We start from the raw sequence: 19,363 nt of genomic DNA, 5'->3' as shown, positions 1-19,363 counted from the left end.
TTTGAGGTTCTGGGTTGTGGGTTCGGAGTGAACGCCCATCACCTCGAACCGCGAACCCCCAACCTATACCCCATGAAAGTTACCGAGCATTTCGAGCGCGCCACGGAGCCGCTCATCTCGTACGAGATCATCCCGCCCGTGCGCGGCGGCTCGCTGCAAGGCGTCTTCGACATCGTCGAGCAGCTCCTCCCGTTCGAGCCGCCGTTCATCGACGTGACGGGGCACTCGGCGCAGGTCTACTACGAAGAGATGCCCGACGGCACGATCCGCCGCCACGTCAAGCGGAAACGGCCTGGCACGCTCGGCCTCTGCGCGGCCATCCAGTATCGCTACGGGATCGACACCGTGCCGCACCTGCTCTGCCACGGCTTCACGCGCGAGGAGACCGAGGACGCCCTCATCGAGCTCCAATACCTCGGCGTCCGCAACGTGATGGCGCTGCGGGGGGACGACAAGGGCACGCCCAAAAAGCTCGGCCCGCACCGCTCCGTCAACGACACGGCGTGCGACCTCGTCGGCCAGATCCAGTCGATGAACCGGGGCAAGTTCCTCGAAGAGCTCATCGACGGCGCACCGACGGACTTCTGCATCGGCGTCGCGGGCTACCCCGAGAAGCACTTCCAGTCGCCGAACCCGACGTGGGACGTGCTCGACCTCAAGCGGAAGGTGGACGCCGGCGCCGACTACATCGTCACGCAGATGTTCTACGACAACCGGCACTACTTCGACTTCGTCGAGCGCTGCCGCGAGGTCGGCATCACGGTGCCGATCGTGCCCGGCATCAAGATTCTCACGACGAAGCGGCACCTCCACTCGCTCCCCAGCAACTTCCACGTCGAGATTCCCGAGGCGCTCGCGGCCGAGGTTGAGTCCGCCTCGCCCGACCGCGTGGCCGAGGTCGGCGTCGAGTGGGCGAAGGCGCAGAGCGAGGAGCTGATGAGCCGGGGCGTGCCGTCGGTGCACTTCTACATCATGCAGACGGCGAAGCACGTCACGCGCGTCGTCGAGGCGCTGCGGAAGATGGCGTAGCCGAACCCGACCTCACGGCTCCGGCGGCGGCGGGTCCACGAGCTCGATGGCGTCGGGCGGCTCGGCCGGCGGGGCGTCGCTGTAGAACGACGTGTCGAGGTTGCGCGTGGCGAGGATGACGAGGATCGGCAGGATGAAGAACACGAGCGCGATGTAGCCGAAGGCGTACGCCCGGTTCTTCACGGCGTACTCGCCTAGCTTCTCGGCCAGCCAGATAGGTGTCCGGCGGAAGGCAGGGATGGGCCAGAGGAGGAGCACGCCCATCACGTTGAACGTGAGGTGCGCGAACGCCACCGTCATGGCTGCCTCGGCCGTGGGGCCGCCGCCCGCTGCCAGCACGAAGGCGGCCAGGAGGGCCGTGATCGTCGTGCCGATGTTGGCGCCGAGGACGAAGGGGAAGATCTGCGCCACCGTTACGATCCCCGCGCCTACCATCGGCACCATCACGCTCGTCGTGATCGACGAACTCTGCACCATGATTGTGATGAGGATGCCGAAGGCGAACGCCGCCGCCGGGCGGCCGAAGACGTACTTGTGGAGGAGCCGCTCGCTCCGACCGAGCAAGAGCGCGCGCAACAGCTTAACGAGGTAGCGCAGCGCGACGAACAGCCCGAGCACCCCGAGCGATAGCACGACGACCCCATTCTGGTTCGTCACGCCGATTACCCAGTCCGCGATGGGGTCGGTGATGACTTTGACGGGGCTCAGCAGGTCCGTACCGCCGATGCCGAAGACGGCTTCTTCGAGGGCGTGCGCGGTGGAGGAGATGATCCCCGTCATCAACTCCAGCGGGAACAGCACGGCGACGGCCATGAGGTTAAAGAAGTCGTGCACGGTTGCGCCCGCCATCGCCCGGCGGAACTCGTCTTTCCGCGTGATGTGGCCGAGAGAGACGATCGTGTTCGTCACGCTCGTGCCGATGTTCGCGCCCATCACGATCGGGACGGCGCCGGCGACGGTCAGCCCGCCGCCCGCTACGATGCCCACGACCATCGACGTGACCGTGGACGAACTCTGGACGAGCGACGTGGCGAGGATGCCGATGAAGAGCCCCACGAAGGGGTTCGCCGTCGTTTCGAGCAGGGTCCGGGCGAAGCCCTTCCCCATCAGCTTGAACGAGTCGCCCATCAACTCGAGGCTGACGAAGAAGAGGAGCAGGACGAAGAGGAGGGCGAGGACTTGGAGGACGCGCGACATCGCGAGCGAAGGACGTGGGAGGAAGCGGCGGGGTGGCGATGGGGGAAGCGCGATGGGATGATACGGAACCGGAGGGAGCCGCAGGGAGCAGAAGCGCACAAGAAAGCCCCCGGCCGCATCGGCAGCCGGGGGCATACGAGGGGACAGGGGGCGCCGGCTTAGCGGTGCACGTCCTTGTCCGTGCTGCGGACTTTGCCTTTGTAGCGGATCACCTGGCGCCGAAGCTGACGCACGCAGCCGTTCACGGCTTCCTGGTACGTCGCGGCGGCGTCCTGCGCGGTGAGGGTCTGGCGGTACACGTTCACCTTCACCTCGACCTTCTTGCCGGGATTCGTGGATTCGTGCCCGTCGAGGACGACGTGGGCGTCGTGGATGCCGTTGTAGTAGCGGTCGAGCTTGGAGACGGAGGCTTCGATGTGGGCGCGGAGGCCGTCGGAAAGCTCCGTGTGACGAGCGGTGATGCGGGTCTGCATACGTACCTCTGGACTGGTGTGAGAAATACGGAGAGGTACTAGGCTGAATACCGCCGCCGAAGCCGTTTGTCAAGTGAATCCGACAGCGGGTCGGGCGAAGGGCGCGACTAACTGACGGAGTCGGAGACAGCGGGGCCGACCCACCGCGAGAAGTCGCAGGCGGGGTAGGCGGAGCAGCCCTCGAAGGGCCGCCCGCGCTTCGTCGTCCGCTCGACGATGTGGCCGGTGCCGCAGCGCGGGCACGGCCGGGTCTGGGCGGGCGGCTCGAACGAGCGGGTCTGCCGGCACGCCGGGAAGCCGGAGCAGCCGTAGAACGCGCCGTGCGGCCCGTCGCGGAGGACCATCGGTTTGCCGCACCGCTCGCACTCGGGCTCCCCGTTGGCGGCGGTGGCCGGGCCTCGCCGTGCGGCGGTGCGGCCGGGCCCGTTGGGGAGCGACGGGGCGGCATCGCGCGAGCGGAGCGCCGGGAGGAGATCGCCGTGGTAGAAAGCATGCATCATCGGCCGGTACGCCGTCTTCCCGGCCGCGATCGCGTCGAGTCCCGCCTCCATCCGTGCGGTGAAGCGGAGGTCGAAGAGCGCGGGGAAGCGGTGGACAAGGAAGGCGCAGGCGCGGAGGCCGAGGTCGGTGGGCTGGAGGTGGCGCTCGCGGCGGACCGCGTAGCCGCGCTCGCGCAGCGTGCCGAGCGTGGCGGCGTACGTGCTCGGCCGCCCGATGCCCTCGGCCTCCATCGCCCCGACGAGCCCGGCTTCGGTGTAGCGCGTCGGAGCGACCGTGGCGCGGCGCGCGTGCGTGATCGTGCGGAGCAGCACGGTCTCGCGCTCTTCGAGCGACGGCGGCAGCGGAGCGTCCTCGGGCTGCGCCGCCTCGAACTGGAGGAAGCCGCGCGTGCGGACGCGGACGCCCTCGGCGCGGAAGACGAACTGGTTCCCGCTGTCGGCGACGTCCGCCGTGGCGCGCTCCAGCACGGCCGGGGCCATCTGGCTGGCGACGGCGCGGTCGTAGACGAGTTCGTACAGCCGGTACTGCTCGGGGCGGAGGTACTTGCGGACGCTCTTCGGCGAGCGGGCGAAGTCGGTGGGGCGGAGGGCTTCGTGGGCTTCCTGCCCGTTGCGCGCGCTGGCCCCCGCGACGGTGTGCCTGTTGGGCCGCGACGGGAGATAGGCCGTCCCGTAATCCCGGGCGATGACGTTGCGGGCCGCCGCGATGGCCGGTTTCGCCATGTGCACGCCGTCGGTCCGGGGATACGTCAGCAGCCCGCACGGCACATCGTCCTCCAACTCGATGCCTTCGTAGAGTTGCTGAGCGAGGCGCATCGTCGCGGCCGGTTCGAGGCCGAGCACGTCAGAGGCGGACTGGAGGAGGGCGGCCGTGGTGAAGGGCGGCGGCGGCTTGTGTACGTCGGTCGTGAGGCGGATCGAGCGGACGCTGTAGCGGCTCGCTTTTGCGGCCTCGGCGAGCTGCCACGCCGCGCCCTGATCGAGCGTGTCGGTTTCGAGCACCTGCCCGTAGGCTTTGTGCAGCCGGGCTGGGAAGTCGACCTCCGCGGCCGTGTGGAAGACCGTTTCCACGCTCCACCGCTCGCCGGGCTGGAAGTCGGCGACGGCGCGCTCGCGCTCGCAGAGGAGCCGGAGCGCGGCCGTCTGCACACGCCCTGCCGAGAGCGGCTTCGGACTGTCGACGCTGCGCTGGAGCACGGGACTGACGGCGTAGCCGACGAGCCGGTCCACGACGCGCCGGGCCTGCTGTGCGGCCACGAGGTCCGCGTCGAGCGAGCGCGGCCGGGCGACGGCGGTGCGGACAGCTTCAGGCGTGAGTTCGCGGAAGAACACGCGGGCGGTGGGGATTTTCGTGCGGGCGAGCGCGTCGGCGAGGTGGCGGGCGATGGCTTCGCCCTCGCGGTCGGGGTCGGTGGCGAGGAGGATCTGCTTGCACCCCTCAGCGTCGCGGCGGAGCGCGGCGAGCACGTTCCGCTTGCCCTTCGCCGTCTTCCACGTCGCCTCGAACGAGTCCTCGATGTCGATCCCCAACTCGTCCTCCGGCAGGTCCGCGACGTGGCCCTCGGTGGCGCGCACGCGGTACGCCGCGCCGAGCGTGCCGGCGAGCGTAGCAGCCTTCGTGGGAGACTCTACGATGAGGAGCCGCATGAGCAGAAGAGTGGGAGGGGGGAAGAGCGGGAGTAGGGAAGAAGGAGCGTGACGGTCGATTCAGGAATCTTCCGTTCTTCCACTCGTCCGTTCTTCCGCTCTTAAATACGTGTCTTCGAGCCGGCGCATCGCGTCGCGCTCGGCGTCGGTCGCGTCGTCGTAGCCCATCAGGTGGAGCAGGCCGTGGACGACGTAGCGGCGGGCTTCCTCCTCGAACGTCGTCCCGAACTCCGGCGCCCGCTCGGCGGCCGTGTCGAGGTCGACGTAGACCTCGCCGTCGACGATGCCCTCGGCCGCCGCGTCTTCGTCGAGCGAGAACGAGAGCACGTCGGTGACGTAGTCGTGGTCGAGGAACTCGCGGTTGAGGCGGTGGACCGTCTCGTGGTCGGCGAGGACGACGCCGAGCGAGCGGAGCTCGAACCCCTCGGCATAGGCGACGTGCTGGAGGAGGCGGGCGAGGGCCGCCTCGTCGAGCGAGCGGGCGGGGTGCGCCTGGGAGATTTCGATCGCAGCACCCTCACCCATCACGCATCCCTCACGGCAGGTCCCCGAACAGCGTCTCCGTCATCGAGAGGGCGACGGAGCTCATCATGATCTCCGAGGGGAGCTGGGTGAAGTCCGCCTTCAGCAGGCGATCGTCGACGTTCGCGTAGAGGGAGCAGCCCGCGCCGCGCTCGACGACGAGGCCGTTCGTCGTGTCGTGCTTGCGCGCGAAGAAGATGGCCTCGCCGAGCTCTTCGGAGGCGATGTAGCCGGTACAGCCCTGGAGCTGGAGAAAGGCGTTCATCCCGTACACGGAGACGAGCCCGGTGGGCGCATCGGCGTCGGCGAGTCCGGCCGGCAGGTCGACGGCGGGCTGTATTTCGAGGACGAGCCGGCGCCCACTCTCCGCGTCTTTCATCTCGAACCGGACGACGGGCCCGTCGCGCTTCGGTTCGACGCCGAAGGCGGCGGCGAGGCGGTCGAAATCGTCGTCGGAGAAGGTGAACGGCATGGGGAGCACTGGGATGGGAGAGGGAGGGTGGACGGGAGGAAGATAGCGCGGGCGGGCGTCCGTCGAGCGCCGGGGCTCAGCCCTGCCCGGCGGGGGCTTCGGCCTCGGCGGGCGCGGGGCGCGGGAGCCGGGACTCGTACATCCGCCGGAGCTCCTCGGGCGAGAGCCGGAAGTTCTCGTCGCCGAGGGCGTCGGCGATCTGGCCGCTGAACGTGGCGGCGCGGTCGAACGCGCCCTGGTCGAGGTAGAGCGACTGAATCGTCTGGTAGTACTGCACGCCGATCTCGATGCCCCGCTGCGTCGTCGCGGCCTGGAGCTGTTCCATCGCGAGCGGCTCGGCGCGCTCGACGAGGGCGAGCACGCGGTCGTTGTTGCCGAGCACGGAATGCGCTTCGGCGAGGGTGTAGAGCGAGATGAAGTCCGGCGGGATCGTCTCGAACGGGATCTCCGCCTCGACGCGGTCGAGGAGCGCCTGCGCCGCCTCCCGCCGCCCCTGCCGGGCGAGCCCCTCCGCGGCCGGGCCGATCACCGACGAGCGGTAGTTGTCCATCATGTTGCGGATGTTCTCGTCGAAGTAGACGTCGGGGTCGTCGAGGTTCGTGAAGCGGAACTTCGAGAGCCGATCCACGAGCACGTCGGGCACGATCCGCCCGCCCATCGCGTCGTTCTCGATCGGGACGACGCGCATGGCGAGGCCCTCGGCCTGGAGGTAGTCGTCGAGGTCCACCTGGCTGTCCTGCGCGGCGGTCGTGGCGAAGTAGATCGGGCGCTCCCACCCGTTCGCGGCGTTCGCGGCGAGGATGCTGAGCACGACCTGGTCGTTGACGTAGAGCACGTTCACGTCCGGGGCGTAGGGCCGGCCCTGCACGGTCCACACCATCGAATCCGGGAGGGAAATCGGGTTGCCGAGCTGCTCGCGCGTCTCAGCCGAGAGCCCGCGCACGGGCAGCATCACCTCGCGCGGGTCCCAACGGACCGGCAGGATGTCGTCCACCGCGCGGTCGTTCGGGAACGTCATCGGGACGGGCGCCGAGTCGCGGGAGTACTGGTTCTTGAGCTGCTTGATGTACCACGGCGTCTGCAGCAGCGAGAGGTTCGCCACGCGGACGTCGCGGCGGACGCCCTCGACCTCCTGCAGGTACCACAGCGGAAACGTGTCGTTGTCGCCGTTCGTGAAGATGATCGCGTTCGGCGCGAGCGACTGCAGCATGTTGTACGCGAAGTCCGGCGCGACGTAGCGGCCCGAGCGGTCGTGGTCGTCGTAGTTCTCGGCGAGCATCAGCCCCGGCACGGCCACGAAGAGGAGCGCCGCCACGGCCGTCGCCGCGCCGAGCTGGAGGCCGCGGCGCTTGCCCGCCTCGGCGAGCGAGCCCGCCACGAGCGAGACGAGGCCCGTCGCCCCGATCCCCACCCACAGGCTGTACGCGAAGAAGCTCGCCACGTAGGAATAATCCCGCTCGCGCGGCTGCAGCGGCGTCTGGTTGAGGTAGAGGATGATCCCGATGCCGGTGATGAAGAACAGCACCGACACGGCGAACGCCCGTCGCCAATCCCGCGTGAAGTGGAAGATCATCCCGACGAGGCCGAGCAGTAGCGGCAGCCCGTAGTAGACGTTGTAGCTGGCTCGCTCGCTCGGCGTACGGACCTCGGCCGTGCTCGCCGTCCGCGTGAGCCCGCTCGTCCATTGCGCATCCTGCAGGTCCGACGTCTTGCCGACGAAGTTCCACAGGAAGTAGCGCGCGTACATGTGGCCGACCTGGTACTTCCAGAAGAACTCGGCGTCGGAGTCGAACTGCGCATACGTCTGGATGTGCTGCGGCATCGGCGACCAGCGGCGGGGGAAGAACTTCTCGTCGCGCGTGAACTGCCGCGTGGCGTTGTCGTACGTCGCGCCCTTGAGCAGCGGCGTCGCGCCGTACTGCTCGCGCTTGAGGTACGACACGATCGCCTCCGTCGTCTCGGGGTCGTTCTCGTCGATCGGCGGGTCGGCGGCGGAGCGGATGAAGATGAGGGCATACGTCGAGTACCCGACGAGCAGCATCAGGACGGAGATGGCGATGAGGTTGCCGACGGGCCGCCGCCGCGTCTGCGTCCACCACACCGCGCCGACCGACACCGCGGCTACGACGAGGAGGGTCATCGTCAGGCTCCCGAACGACTCGGCGAGGCTCGGCAGCCCCTGCACGAGGCCGGGGTAGATGAAGAGGAAGATCACCGACGCCACGACGCCCGCCGCGACGATCCCGATCCACCGCCTCTGCACCGTCCACTCCGGCCGCTCGAAGTCGGCGAAGTAGACCACGAGCGCGATGAAGAACAGCGTCAACACGTTGAGGAGGTGGACGCCGATCGCGAGGCCGAAGAGGTAGGCGATGAGGACGAGGTAGCGGTCGGACTTCAGCCCGAACGGGTGCTCGCCTACGGCGCGGAGCGCGGCCTCCTCTTCGAGCTTCTCCTCACGCCACCGCAGGATCAGCCACACCACGATCGCCGTGAAGAACATCGACATCGCGTAGACCTCGGCCTCGACGGCGTTGAACCAGAACGAGTCCGTCACCGCGAACGTCAGCGCGCCGACCACGCCGCCGCCGAGCGCCGCGAGCCGGTCCACGGGCGACCACGTATCGGGCGTGCCCTGCCAGATCCGCACGAGGCGGACGATCACGAGGTGCGTCAGCAGCACCGTGAGCGCGCTCGCGAGGACGCTCACGAGGTTGACGGCGACCGCGATGTGGCCCGTCTCCATGAACAGCCCGAGGATCGGGCTCAACACCATCGAGAAGAGCCGCCCGACGAGCATGTAGAACGGCGCGCCCGGCGGGTGCGACACCTGCAGCCCGTGTGAGATGGCGATGAACTCGCCGGAGTCCCAGAACGATGCCGTCGGCGCGACGGTCATCAGGTAGAGGACGAGGGCGTAGACGAAGACGCCGGCCGCGACGAGCCGGTCAATCGTGGTTCCTTTCATGAAAGTCGGGCGGGGTCCGAAGAAGGCGGGGGCGCACAGGATCGAATCGGGGAAGATACGGCCGGCGTGGGCCGTGCCTCGCCCGATCCCGTGCGGCTTCCTCTAAAACGACGGCGCCCGGCCGTCATTGCATTACGCGCGCACTACGGCGCACCGAACCGATCGCCGAACCACGCGACGAGCGTGTCGAAGAGCAGCGGGCTCCGCGTCCACGGCCGGTAAAAGCGGTCGGGCCACGCACCCTCTCCGACTGTGGCGACGGGGCGAGCGAGCGAGTGGTCGGCGCCGGGCAGCACGAGCACGGTCACGTCGGGGTTCGCGGCAAGCGCAGCGCGGAGGCGCGGGACGTTGTCGGCGGGCGGGACGATGGGATCGTCTTCGCCGTAGACGGCGAGGACGGGCACGCGCACGCGGTCCCACGGCGGGGCCGCGAAGGCGCGGCGGCGGCGGAAGTAGTCGAGGTCGGCGTCGTCGAGGCGGTCGGGGATGAGCGCGTGTTCGGACCACCGGGCGGCGCGAGCGGGCGCGTTGATCCGCTCGAAGTCGGCCCACGCGGCGTCGGCCTGCGCGAAGACGACGGTCTGCCGTTGGTACGCGAACGCCTCGGCGTACTCGGCCTCCGAGAAGCGCTCGCCCGAGGCGCGCATGAACGCCGTCGTGACGTGGCCCTGCTGATCGGCGAGCGACTCGGCCGGCCCGACGAGGGTGACGACGAACGCCACGTCGTCGCGCTCCGCCGCCATGCCGGGCACGATCCACCCGCCCGCGCTGTTGCTCATCAGCCCCACCGGCCCGAGGTCGCCGCGCGTGTGCAGCGCGTCGAGCGCGGCGCGCACGTCGTCGAACCGGTCCTCGCCCGTCACTGCGTCGCTGTCCCCCGTCGAACGGCCCGTACCGCGTCCGTCGAAGGCGAGGGCCGCGACGCCGTTGCGCGCGAGAAGCCGCGCCCACCCCGACATCTCGCTCCGCGCGCCGTAGCCCCGTCCCGCAACGAGGACGACAGCGGGCGGACGGGCCGCGCCGACGGGGAGGAAGAGCGATCCGGCGAGCGTATCGCGCCCGGCTGTGAAGGTGAGATCCTCCACTCGAATCGGAGGGAGATCGAAGGCGACGACTTTCTGGAGGTGGACGCGCGCGGTGACGGAGTCGCCCTCGGTCACCGTCCCCCGGAGATGCCCTTCGCCGAGATCGACGACGAGGCGCATCGCATCGCCGAAGAGGTCGGACGTGAGCACGCCGTCGTAGGCGCCGCCCGGGGTGAACGTGAAGGCGAAGGGGAAGCGGTCGTAGCCGTTGTACGGGAGCGTGAGTTCGGTGCGGAGGCTGCCGTCATCGGCCGTGCTGAACGCGAGTTCGAAGAGGCGCGGCGTCCCGTTCTCGATGCTCGCGCCCGCCCACCGTCCGAGCAGCCCGTCGGGCACCGCCGAGGTCGAGGGTTGAGCGTGTGCCGTCGCTGTGCATAGGAGGGCGAGCAGGAGGCAGCGAATCATCGGGGGCAGGCGAGGGTCTGCGTGCGTGGAAGGGAGGGTAGCCTCCGGCGCCGGAGCATCAGCGTAACAGCGAAGCACAGGATCACTATCGGGAATGCCGCATGGCGATGAACGCGGCTCCTCCCAACCACAACGCCGGGACCGTGGCCGATATATGCAGCCAGAGTGTCCCCCGTGACAGGTCAGCGAGTGGGACTACGTCTGTCGCGAAGAGGAAAACAAGCGTCGCGTTCGTGAGGATGATGCCGATGTTGAACACGATCCGGTACACGAGCCAAATCGCTCCCGGAGCGAAGCTACGCGCGAAAGGCAGGCGGTTCTCCGCAGCGACGAGCAGAGCGAAGTCGAGAACCAGAGCGACCGAGACGCCCATGGCGGCTGCCAGCCACATCCCGAATACGGTGGCGACGAAGTCAGGCACTCGTGCTCAGTCGTGCGGCCAGTCGGAGCGGGCGCCGGCAATCGCTCGGTCGATCTGCTCCATCTCGATCTCACCGTAGTTGAAGGCGTAGGCGAGTTCGCCGCCCTGGTGGAACACCCACGTCGTCGGGATCCACGTGACGGGGAGGCCGAGAAACGTCCGCCGCCGCTGCGCTTTGTCGTCGCTCGGGCCGAAGTCCGGCTGCGTCACTTCGACGACGCGCTCGGGCAGGCCGAACCGCGTCATCGCCTCGCGCCCACTCTCGCCGTCGTTCCAGATCGTGACGAACGTGAACGACACGTCGGGGTGGCGCTCGACGAGTTCGTACCACCCGTTCCGCAGTTCGGCGATGGAGTTGTCGCACCACGGGGCCCAGAAGTGGACGATGTGGACGCCGTCGGTCTGCACGATGTCGGCGACGCTTTTCTCGGCACGGGTCATAACGGTATCAGGCGAAATGGGGACTTCGGACGCGGACGTGGTGGACTGGGCGCACGCGGCGGGGGCCGAGGCGAGGGCCAGCATGAGCAGGAGAAAGAGCGGCTTCATGGCAGCGGGGAGAGGGGGAGGAGATAAGGTACGGTCCGCACGCACCGCTCACGGCGAGGGACGGCCGCCGACGACGAGCACGATTTCGCCGCGCACCTTCGCGCGCTCGCCAAACAACACGCCGAGTTCGGCGAGCGTTCCGCGCTCGACCTCCTCGAACTTCTTCGTCAGTTCCCGAGCCACGGCCGCCGGCCGGTCCGCGCCGAAGTGCTCGGCGAGCTGGCCGAGCGTCTTCACGAGGCGGTGCGGCGACTCGTAGAGCACGAGCGTGCGCGGGTCCTCGGCCAGCTCTTTGAGCCGCGTCTGCCGACCCTTCTTCGGCGGGAGGAAGCCCTCGAACACGAACCGGTCCGTCGGCAGCCCGCTGGCGGTGAGGGCCGGGACGAACGCCGTCGGGCCGGGGAGGGCCTCGATGCGGACGCCGGCGCGGACGCACTCGCGGACGAGGTAGAAGCCGGGGTCGGAGATGCCGGGGCTGCCGGCGTCGGTGATGAGCGCGACGGTCTCGCCCGCCTGCATCCGCTCGACGAGGTAGGGCGCCTTCTGCCGCTCGTTGTGGTCGTGGTAGCTCGTGCGCGGCGTCTCGATGCCGTAGTGGTCGAGGAAGACGCCGCTCGTGCGCGTGTCCTCGCAGGCGATGAGGGCGGCCTCCTTCAGCACGCGGAGCGCACGCAGCGTCACGTCTTCGAGGTTGCCGACGGGGGTGGGGACGAGGACGAGCACGTCGTGAAGGATAAAGGGAGAAGGGTTCGGGACGAGGGGAAGGTAGAGACGCAGCACGCTGCGTCTGCGTGAGGACGGCGGGTCCTCGTCTCAGCGCGTCGGCGTCGGGCGGAAGCGGGCGAGGAGGCGCTTGAGCGGGTCGCGGGAGGCGGGGTCGCGCGACTCCCGGACGAGGAGGTAGAGGCCGAGCCCGCCGATGAGCGCGTTCGCCGCCCACATCCCGACCCACGGCTGGAGCAGGTCGCGGTCGGCCAGCTTCTCGCCCTGCACGAGCGTGATCCAATAGAACAGGAAGATCCCGACGGCGAGCGTGCCGACGACGCCGAGCCCGCCCCGCCGCACCGAGAGCCCGAGCGGGATGCCGATGAGGACGAACACCACGCACGCCACGGCCATCGAGTACTTCTTGTAGATCTCGACGCGGTAGCGGTCGGCGCGCTGGCGCTCCCAGCGGAGCGCGTTCTGCGCCGCGTCGATCTCGCTCTTGACCGACCGCATCCGCTGCGCGGCGAGTTGGTACACGGCCTGCTGCCCGGCATCGTCGAGCCCGGCGAGGATGGGGCGGGACGGGGCGCTCAGCGTGTCGGCCGCTGCGAGCGAATCGGTCAGCGACTCCGCGAGCGTATCGGGCGCGGTCTCCCTCGCGGCGTCGGAGGCGCGGAGGGCCGATGCGGTGAACGGGGAGGCGGTCGGTGTCGTTGGGACGCTGTCCGGCAGCGGCTCGCCCGTGGCGGCGGCTTTGCGGGCGGCGAGCTGCTGCGTCAACTCGGCGAAGTTGGGCAGCGCCGTCGTGCGCTGCGGCACCGCCTCGTTCGGAGGCCGGCCGAGGGCCGCAAGTTGGTCGCGGAGCGTCGCCGTCCGCGCCGCCGCGTTCGCGTCGAGGGAGTCGACGAGGGCGATCATCTGGCTCGTGCGCATCGTCCGGTCGCTGCGCGACGTGCTCTCGGTGTCGCGCCGCTCGAAGGCGAGGTCGGAGAGGTCGAGGCGGAGGCGGTGGCGGTCGAAGAGGACGCGCTCGTAGCGCTCGGTGCGGCGGCCGTCGTCGCGGACGTGGCCGAGCCGGTGGATCTCGCCGTCGTAGAGCGTCATCTGGAGCGCGCTCCCGCCGGGCAGGGTTTCGAGCTCGCCGCGCTCGGCCGTGATCGTCGTCCGCTGCCCCGCTTCCGACTCGTCGAAGATCAGCACCTCGTCGAGCGCGTTCGACTCGGCCGGCGTGTCGGCCACGCGGATCGCGTAGCCCTGGATGCCGTCGTAGAACACGCCGGGCTCCAGCTCGAAGCCGGGCTTCTTCTCGCGGATGTCCTGCCACAGCCCCTTCATCCGGTAGTTCGCCTCCGGCAGCACGTCGTTGTTGAAGACCATCATCGCGCCCGCCACGAACACGCTCGCGAGCAGGACCGGCCACGCCAGCCCGAAGAGCGAGATCCCCGCGCTCTTGGCGACGGCGTACGCCTGCGACTCCGCCAGCCGCGCGAACACGAGGAGCGTCGAGACGAGCACCGCCATCGGCACGGCGAGCACGACCATGTACGCGAGGCTGTACGCGATCAGCTCCGCGATCACCGACGCCGGCAGCCCGCGCCCGACGAGCTCGGGGAGGTAGTTGATGAGGAACTGCATCAGGAGCAGGAACAGCAGCGTCCCGAAGGCCGCGACAAACGGCCCCGGCAGGTTCGCCAGCAACATCCGATGCAATCGTTTCATAGGGCTCGTCACACGCGGCGCAGCGTCAAGATCGTGATTTCCGGCCGGATGCCCAGCCGCACCGGCGGGCCGACCGTCCCGAGCCCCCGGTTCACGTAGAGGAACTGCCGGCCGTCGCCGTCTGGTGTGAGCGGCTCGCCGTAGAGCCCGGCCCAGCGCGGGTACATCACACGCGCGAGACTCCACCGCGCCGGCCCGAACTCGAAGCCGACCTGCCCGCCGTGCGTGTGCCCCGCGAGCGTGAGGTCGACGGCGTGGCCGCTCGGGCGGACGGTGTTGTCCCAGAACGTTGGGTCGTGCGCGAGCAGCACCGTCGCGTCGTCGCCGTTCGGGCGGACGCTTCGCATCGCCGCACCGAGGTCGCCGTGGCGCTGCCCGAAGCCGGTGTTGTCCGTGCCGACGACGTGCAGTCGCGCCCCGTCCACGGCGAGCGTGCGGCCGTCGTTCACGAGGAGGTCGACGGCGGTCGCGTTCACGCGGCGGGCCACGTCGCGCACGTCGGCGTAGTGGTCGTGGTTGCCGAGCGAGCCGAAGACGCCGAGCGGGGCGCGCAGCCGGTCGAGGGCGGGGAGGAGGATCGGAGCTTCGGCAGCGTCGTGGTTGACGTAGTCGCCCGTGATCGCGACGAGGTCGGGTTTTTCTGCGAGGACGAGGTCCACGGCCTCCTCCATCGGCTTCGCGGAGAACAGGCTGCCGGCGTGGAGGTCGGAGAGCTGCGCGATGCGGAGGCCGTCGAACGCGCGCGGCAGGCCGGGGATCGGCACGTCCACGCGCCGAACGTCGAAGTCGTAGAGCCCGCGGAAGACGCTGTAGCCGACGAACACGAACGGGACGCTCGCCGCCGTCCAGCCCATCTGCCGGAGGAACTCGCCCCGGCTGATCCGCTTCATGTCCGTGAGGTCGAGCGGCTCGAGGCGGTCTTCCGCAGCCCCACCGGCGGGCACGAGCGCGGGCTGGCGCTTGAACCACGCGAACAGCCACATCGCGAACCGCCCAAAGTCTTTGAGCGCGAGCGCGGCGGCGATCACCCCCTTCGGCACGTACCACGTCAGCCACAGCCCGACGATGACGAACCGCACCGCCTTCGGCTCCACCGCCCACCAGTTCGAGAGCGAGAAATAGAGCGGGAGCACGAGCGGCATCGCGGCCATCAGCGCGCGGTAGACGGGCAGCGTCCACCGGGCGCGCGGTCGCCGAATCGCGAAGCGCCGCCAGTTGCGGTAGACGTACGTGTCCACGAGCAGGGCCGCGAGCGAGAGAAGAGCGATGGGCAAAAGAATCCGCATGGCACCCCGAACGCGGCGGGCACACGCCGGTTCACCCGGCACCCCGCCCCCACACGATATTTACAGCCCGCATCCGGACCCCCGATCCATGACCGTCAAACCCTTCGTCGTTAGCCCCTTCGCCGAGAATTGCTACGTCTGCCACGACGCGGGCGACGCCGTACTCATCGACCCCGGCACCGCGACCGAGGCCGAGAAGCAGACCGTGCTCGACTACATCACGCGCAACGGCCTCACCATCCGCCACCTCCTCCTCACGCACGCCCACATCGACCACATCCTCGGCTGCGCCTTCTTCGCCCGGCAGTTCGGGATGACGTGGAAGCTCCACGCCGCCGATCTCCCGCTCCTCGAAGGCGCCGAACTGCAAGCGCGGATGTTCGGCGTCGAACTGGAGCGGCCGCCGACGCCCGACGCCTCACTCGAAGCGGGCGAGCCGATCCAGTTCGGGAACGCGACGTGGCAGATCCGCCACACGCCCGGCCACTCGCCCGGCTCCGTCAGCTTCTACGACGCTGCGAACGGCTTCGTCGTCAGCGGCGATGCGCTCTTCCAGGGCTCGATCGGCCGGACCGATCTGTGGCAGGGCTCAATGCCGACGCTCCTCAACGCGATCCAGTCCCAGTTGCTGACGCTGCCCGACGACACGGTCGTGTACTCCGGCCACGGGCCGTCCACGACGGTCGGCCACGAGCGGCGGACGAACCCGTTTCTCGCGGACACCGGCGCGGTGCGTTAGCGCCCGCGAAGAAGTGTGATTCGCTGCGTATCGGAGTGAGTACCGGCCGTGAGGCGCGCGATGTAGGCACCATTCGCGAGTCCGTCGGCGTCGAAGCGCCGCTCGTGCCACCCCGGCAGCGCGTCCTCGTCGGCGAGCGTCGCGACGCGGCGGCCGAGGAGGTCGTAGACCTCGAGGCGGACGTGGGTGGTCTCGGGAATAGCGTACCGGAACGTCGTGCTCGTGGCGAACGGGTTGGGGTAGTTCGGCTCGAACGTGAAGGCGAACTCGGGCGCCTCGTCATCGCCGGTGGCGACCATCGTCTCGCCGAATGCGAGCTCGGCGACGAAATACACCGCCTCCGGGGAGAAGATGCCGGAGGGGTCGGCGTAGGGTTCGTACCGGACGACCGATCCTTGGACTTCGCGGCCGGACGAGGCATCCCACAGGCCGTACCGCAGCGTGTCGCCGGGGACGAAGCCGTCTTTGAGCGCCGTCACCGGGTTGTCTTCCCACACGGCCATCGCTGTGGCGTTCATCTCCGCGTCCCACGTGAGTGTGCCGGCGCAGGCCCCTTCGGGGGTGAGGACGGCGAGTTCGTCGTCGGAAGCGACGGGATCGATGGCCACCGAGTCTGGGGAGACGGTGATGACTGCGTCACGCGGGAGGATGAGGGAGGCGTTCTGGCCAGTGGGATCGATACAGTCCGAGAAGTGAGGGCCGAGTTGGGCGGTTACAGCGGGGGCATAAATCAATAGGGCCGAGCAGAGGGCTCGGCGGAGGGAAGTCCGCATCGTGGGGGTGTGGTGGGTGGCGCGTCGGGTGGGTAATGCTCCGCAGCCGGTGGGGGGCTGCTAAGAGCATCGGCGCACCGTGCCCCGGAAATAAATGGGGCGAGGTGGGTGGCTAAAGACTACCCAGAAATTCAAGCGATCCGATGCGAAGCGGAGGGTCCGGGCTCAATATTCAAACCTGATGCATTCCATTACTCATTGTGAATTAATGAGTATTGGCCAAAGGGTTGGCGGGCAGGGACGAGCGTCTACATGGAGGAAGTCTAGCCGGGCAGTTCGCCGCTGCCGTCTTCTTTGAAATTGTCGTGTATGTGGGATTCGTGTGAAGACATTAGGGGAGTTGAGAGGTATCGTGCGGCGACTCCTATCCCAACTCACCTCTTGCCCTTATGCCCTTCTCCCGCTACTTCCTCACGCTAGGTCTACTGCTGTGCTTGGCGGCCCCGTCGCAGGCTCAGGCACAACGGCTCCACCCGGAGACCGGCGAAGCCATCATTGCTCCGGAAACCGCTCCCCATGCCCTCTTGAATGACGGCGCGGCGGCCGGAACCTTCCGGTCCCGCAGCGGCGATGACCTCACGCTCATCAAGCACCTCGCCGCTGGAGAAACGCGTGGCATCGCTGTCGTCGGCGACGTGCTCTACCGCTCGAACGGAGGCTACTTCGAAGCGCTCGACGTGTCGGATCCGGCGGCGCCCGTGCTGCTCAGCCGCATCCTCGCCGAGCAGTCGGTCGTGCAAGACGTGCAGATCGCGGGCGACCTCGCGTACGTCGTCTCGTCGCGGTCCAACTTTCCCGCCGGCGCCGGGCTTCGCATCGTCGATATCTCCGATCCGGCGGACCTCACCGTGGTCGGGGAGGCGCTCGGGCAGACGGCCTTCGGCGTCGCCGTGAGCGGGGATTACGCCTACGTCGGGGCGTCGACGGCCGGCCTCAGCGTGTACGACGTCTCGGACCCCGCCGCGCCGACGCGGGTGACGACGCTCCCCGTCTCCGGCGCGTCGGTCCTCAAGGTGGCCGTTTCCGGCACGACGGCGTACATCTCGGGTGGCAACGCCGGCTTCCGCACCGTCGACGTCACGAACCCGGAGAGCCCGAGCGTACTCGGCTCGTTCACCACAACCGGTTTCGCTACGAACGTGGCCTACGCGGACGGCATCGCCTACGTGCTCAGCAACGGGTTTGGGCTCACGGCCCTCGACGTGACGAACCCCGCCGCACCGACCCAGGTCGGGACGTTCGGGATCGCGAGCAGCCAGGTGCGCGGCATCCAACTCGACGGCACGATGGCGTTCGTTGCCAGCGAAGCCGGCCTCGTCGTGCTGGACATCACCGATCCCACGGCGATTGACGAGATCGGCTCCGTGCCGTTCAGCAACACCGGCTCGGGCCAGAGCGTCGTTCGCGCTGGTGACACGGCCTACGTCGGCAACCGCTTCGACGGCGTCCGCGTGATCGACGTGACGAGCCTCTCGGCCCCCGAAGAGATCGCGCTCATCCAGAACGGCGGGTTCTCCTTCAAAGTCCACGTCGACGGCGACTACGCCTACGTCGCCGACCTCATCGGCGAGTACCGGATCATCGACATCTCCGACCCCGAGAACGCCGAGATTGTCGGCCGGGCGGACGCGCTCCCGAACACCTCGGGCTCCGACGTGCGCGACGGGATCGCCTACGTCGTGGATCGGACCGGGGCGCCGGGCACGGGCCTCACGCGGTTCGACGTGTCGGACCCGACGAGTCCCGTCGCGCTCGACACCTTCACGACGGGCAGCCAGTCCTTCGGGATCGACCTCGCGGGCGACGTGGCGTTCATCGCGAACGGCTTCTTCCAATTCATCTCCGTCGACATCGCGGAGCCGGGCAGCTTCAGCATCCTCGACAACTTCAACCCGAACAGCAACGCATTCGGGGTGCAGGTGCGGGACGACGTCGCGTACGTCGCCACCTTCGGCGGCGGCCTCGTGACGGTCGACGTATCAGACCCGGAGGCGATGGCGCAGCTCAACACGAACATGGTGGGCGGCTTCCTCTCGTCGGTCGATCTGAACGGCAACCGCGCCTACCTCGCCGATGGGCAGGTCGGGCTCAACGTGGTCGACGTCTCTGACCCGACGATGCCGCAGAGCCTCGGCACGGGCGCTATCGCAGGGATCGCGAGCGGCGTCGCGTATTCGCAGGGCTTCGCATACATCGCCGACGAAGGCTTCGGCCTCCGGCAGTACGACGTGACCGACCCGTCGAGCCCGGTCGAAACGTCCGCCGTGATCTCGTCCGACCGGATGACGGACGTGGACGCGCAGGGCGACCTCGTCGTCGCCGTCGACGCCGGCGGCGGGGTCTACCTGTTCCGGGCGCGGGATAACACGCCGAGCGGGATCGCGTCGGTGGACCCGGAAGAACTCGACATCACCATCGAGGCGGGCGACGTCGAAACGGCGACGTTGACGCTCTCGAACACGGGGGCCGGCCCGCTGGCGTACACCGCGTCGGTGGCCGAGGCCGACCCGGCGGGTCCGGCTCCGACCTCGGCGCTCGCCCCAACCCGCGCCGGTGCGGAAGCCCTGGTAGCCTTCGACGGCTCCAGCGTGCCCGCTTCGCCGACGAGCACTTCCGTTGCGAGCTATCGCGGCGGGATCGTGGCGGACCCCTCGTTCGAGGGCGGCCGCGTCACGACGTTCTGGACCCCGACCAACGGCGCCTACCTCGGCGGCAACCCCATCTTCGGCCCCCCCGCCGGCGGCCCCGACTTCGCCCGCACCGGCGACTGGTACGTCGTGCTCGGCTCCGGGAACGGCCCGCTCAACACGGGGATCGAGCAGGACCTCGACGTCGCGGCCGGGGACTACACCCTCGCGCTGTGGCTCTTC

Annotated in this window: 16 protein-coding genes; 3 read left to right on the top strand and 13 right to left on the bottom strand. The window is 69.0% G+C overall.

Going from position 1 to position 19,363, the window contains the following annotated elements; translation table 11 throughout:
• The first annotated feature begins 72 nt into the window (after window positions 1–72).
• Window positions 73–1,029 (top strand): methylenetetrahydrofolate reductase, encoded by a 957-nt coding sequence (locus tag ABJF88_00450; protein MEP0545380.1) that lies wholly within the window; start codon window positions 73–75, stop codon window positions 1,027–1,029.
• A gap of 12 nt (window positions 1,030–1,041) precedes the next feature.
• Here the strand turns inward: ABJF88_00450 and ABJF88_00445 are convergent, their stop codons facing one another.
• The 12 genes from ABJF88_00445 to ABJF88_00390 form a co-directional block, all read right to left on the bottom strand.
• Window positions 1,042–2,226 (bottom strand): Na/Pi symporter, encoded by a 1,185-nt coding sequence (locus tag ABJF88_00445; protein MEP0545379.1) that lies wholly within the window; start codon window positions 2,224–2,226, stop codon window positions 1,042–1,044.
• A 158-nt stretch (window positions 2,227–2,384) separates the two neighbouring features.
• Window positions 2,385–2,699: a ribosome-associated translation inhibitor RaiA gene (raiA, locus tag ABJF88_00440; GenBank protein ID MEP0545378.1), complete on the bottom strand. Its 315-nt coding sequence runs from the start codon at window positions 2,697–2,699 to the stop codon at window positions 2,385–2,387.
• Window positions 2,700–2,806: 107 nt separating this feature from the next.
• Window positions 2,807–4,846 carry a type I DNA topoisomerase gene (gene topA, locus ABJF88_00435; protein ID MEP0545377.1) on the bottom strand — a complete coding sequence of 680 codons (2,040 nt, stop codon included), beginning with the start codon at window positions 4,844–4,846 and terminating at the stop codon, window positions 2,807–2,809.
• Between the two features lie 60 nt (window positions 4,847–4,906).
• Window positions 4,907–5,371 (bottom strand): rRNA maturation RNase YbeY, encoded by a 465-nt coding sequence (ybeY, locus tag ABJF88_00430; protein ID MEP0545376.1) that lies wholly within the window; start codon window positions 5,369–5,371, stop codon window positions 4,907–4,909.
• Window positions 5,372–5,381: 10 nt separating this feature from the next.
• Complete coding sequence (locus ABJF88_00425) at window positions 5,382–5,840, bottom strand: hypothetical protein (GenBank protein ID MEP0545375.1); 459 nt, start codon at window positions 5,838–5,840, stop codon at window positions 5,382–5,384.
• A 76-nt stretch (window positions 5,841–5,916) separates the two neighbouring features.
• A complete protein-coding gene (locus ABJF88_00420; protein MEP0545374.1) occupies window positions 5,917–8,808 on the bottom strand; it encodes a DUF2723 domain-containing protein in 2,892 nt (963 codons plus the stop codon).
• A gap of 143 nt (window positions 8,809–8,951) precedes the next feature.
• Window positions 8,952–10,298 (bottom strand): alpha/beta hydrolase, encoded by a 1,347-nt coding sequence (locus tag ABJF88_00415; GenBank protein ID MEP0545373.1) that lies wholly within the window; start codon window positions 10,296–10,298, stop codon window positions 8,952–8,954.
• A gap of 85 nt (window positions 10,299–10,383) precedes the next feature.
• Entirely contained in the window at window positions 10,384–10,719 is a 336-nt protein-coding gene (locus ABJF88_00410; GenBank protein ID MEP0545372.1) for a hypothetical protein, read from the bottom strand.
• Between the two features lie 6 nt (window positions 10,720–10,725).
• A complete protein-coding gene (locus ABJF88_00405) occupies window positions 10,726–11,268 on the bottom strand; it encodes a thioredoxin (GenBank protein MEP0545371.1) in 543 nt (180 codons plus the stop codon).
• 48 nt (window positions 11,269–11,316) lie between these two features.
• Window positions 11,317–11,991, bottom strand: coding sequence for a 16S rRNA (cytidine(1402)-2'-O)-methyltransferase (rsmI, locus tag ABJF88_00400; protein ID MEP0545370.1), 675 nt, complete (start codon window positions 11,989–11,991; stop codon window positions 11,317–11,319).
• 90 nt (window positions 11,992–12,081) lie between these two features.
• Window positions 12,082–13,695 (bottom strand): LptF/LptG family permease, encoded by a 1,614-nt coding sequence (locus ABJF88_00395; protein MEP0545369.1) that lies wholly within the window; start codon window positions 13,693–13,695, stop codon window positions 12,082–12,084.
• Between the two features lie 8 nt (window positions 13,696–13,703).
• On the bottom strand, window positions 13,704–14,969 hold the full coding sequence (locus ABJF88_00390) for a metallophosphoesterase (GenBank protein ID MEP0545368.1): 1,266 nt from the start codon (window positions 14,967–14,969) through the stop codon (window positions 13,704–13,706).
• Between the two features lie 100 nt (window positions 14,970–15,069).
• Between ABJF88_00390 and ABJF88_00385 the strand changes: the two genes are divergently transcribed.
• The gene (locus tag ABJF88_00385) at window positions 15,070–15,720 is read left to right on the top strand and encodes an MBL fold metallo-hydrolase (protein MEP0545367.1); all 651 of its coding nucleotides are present in this window, start codon (window positions 15,070–15,072) and stop codon (window positions 15,718–15,720) included.
• On the opposite strand, the gene ABJF88_00380 is transcribed toward ABJF88_00385, so the two are convergent.
• Entirely contained in the window at window positions 15,717–16,328 is a 612-nt protein-coding gene (locus tag ABJF88_00380; protein MEP0545366.1) for a T9SS type A sorting domain-containing protein, read from the bottom strand. The two genes, ABJF88_00385 and ABJF88_00380, sit on opposite strands and share 4 nt — an antisense overlap.
• A gap of 554 nt (window positions 16,329–16,882) precedes the next feature.
• On the opposite strand from ABJF88_00380, the gene ABJF88_00375 reads away from it, so the two are divergent.
• Window positions 16,883–19,363 (top strand): hypothetical protein (locus tag ABJF88_00375; GenBank protein ID MEP0545365.1); only part of this gene is annotated, 2,481 nt, incomplete at its 3' end.

This window comes from Rhodothermales bacterium, from assembly GCA_039944855.1.
Lineage (GTDB): Bacteria > Bacteroidota > Rhodothermia > Rhodothermales > JANQRZ01 > JBBSMX01.
This window is presented reverse-complemented; position numbering and strand designations above follow the sequence as displayed.

Coding starts and splice junctions, on each gene's coding strand:
- ABJF88_00420 (MEP0545374.1), bottom strand. CDS start 8,808: ATGAAAGGAACCACGATTGACCGGCTCGTCGCGGCCGGCGTCTTCGTC.
- ABJF88_00425 (MEP0545375.1), bottom strand. CDS start 5,840: ATGCCGTTCACCTTCTCCGACGACGATTTCGACCGCCTCGCCGCCGCC.
- ABJF88_00415 (MEP0545373.1), bottom strand. CDS start 10,298: ATGATTCGCTGCCTCCTGCTCGCCCTCCTATGCACAGCGACGGCACAC.
- ABJF88_00405 (MEP0545371.1), bottom strand. CDS start 11,268: ATGAAGCCGCTCTTTCTCCTGCTCATGCTGGCCCTCGCCTCGGCCCCC.
- raiA (MEP0545378.1), bottom strand. CDS start 2,699: ATGCAGACCCGCATCACCGCTCGTCACACGGAGCTTTCCGACGGCCTC.
- ybeY (MEP0545376.1), bottom strand. CDS start 5,371: ATGGGTGAGGGTGCTGCGATCGAAATCTCCCAGGCGCACCCCGCCCGC.
- ABJF88_00395 (MEP0545369.1), bottom strand. CDS start 13,695: ATGAAACGATTGCATCGGATGTTGCTGGCGAACCTGCCGGGGCCGTTT.
- ABJF88_00445 (MEP0545379.1), bottom strand. CDS start 2,226: ATGTCGCGCGTCCTCCAAGTCCTCGCCCTCCTCTTCGTCCTGCTCCTC.
- ABJF88_00385 (MEP0545367.1), top strand. CDS start 15,070: ATGACCGTCAAACCCTTCGTCGTTAGCCCCTTCGCCGAGAATTGCTAC.
- topA (MEP0545377.1), bottom strand. CDS start 4,846: ATGCGGCTCCTCATCGTAGAGTCTCCCACGAAGGCTGCTACGCTCGCC.
- ABJF88_00450 (MEP0545380.1), top strand. CDS start 73: ATGAAAGTTACCGAGCATTTCGAGCGCGCCACGGAGCCGCTCATCTCG.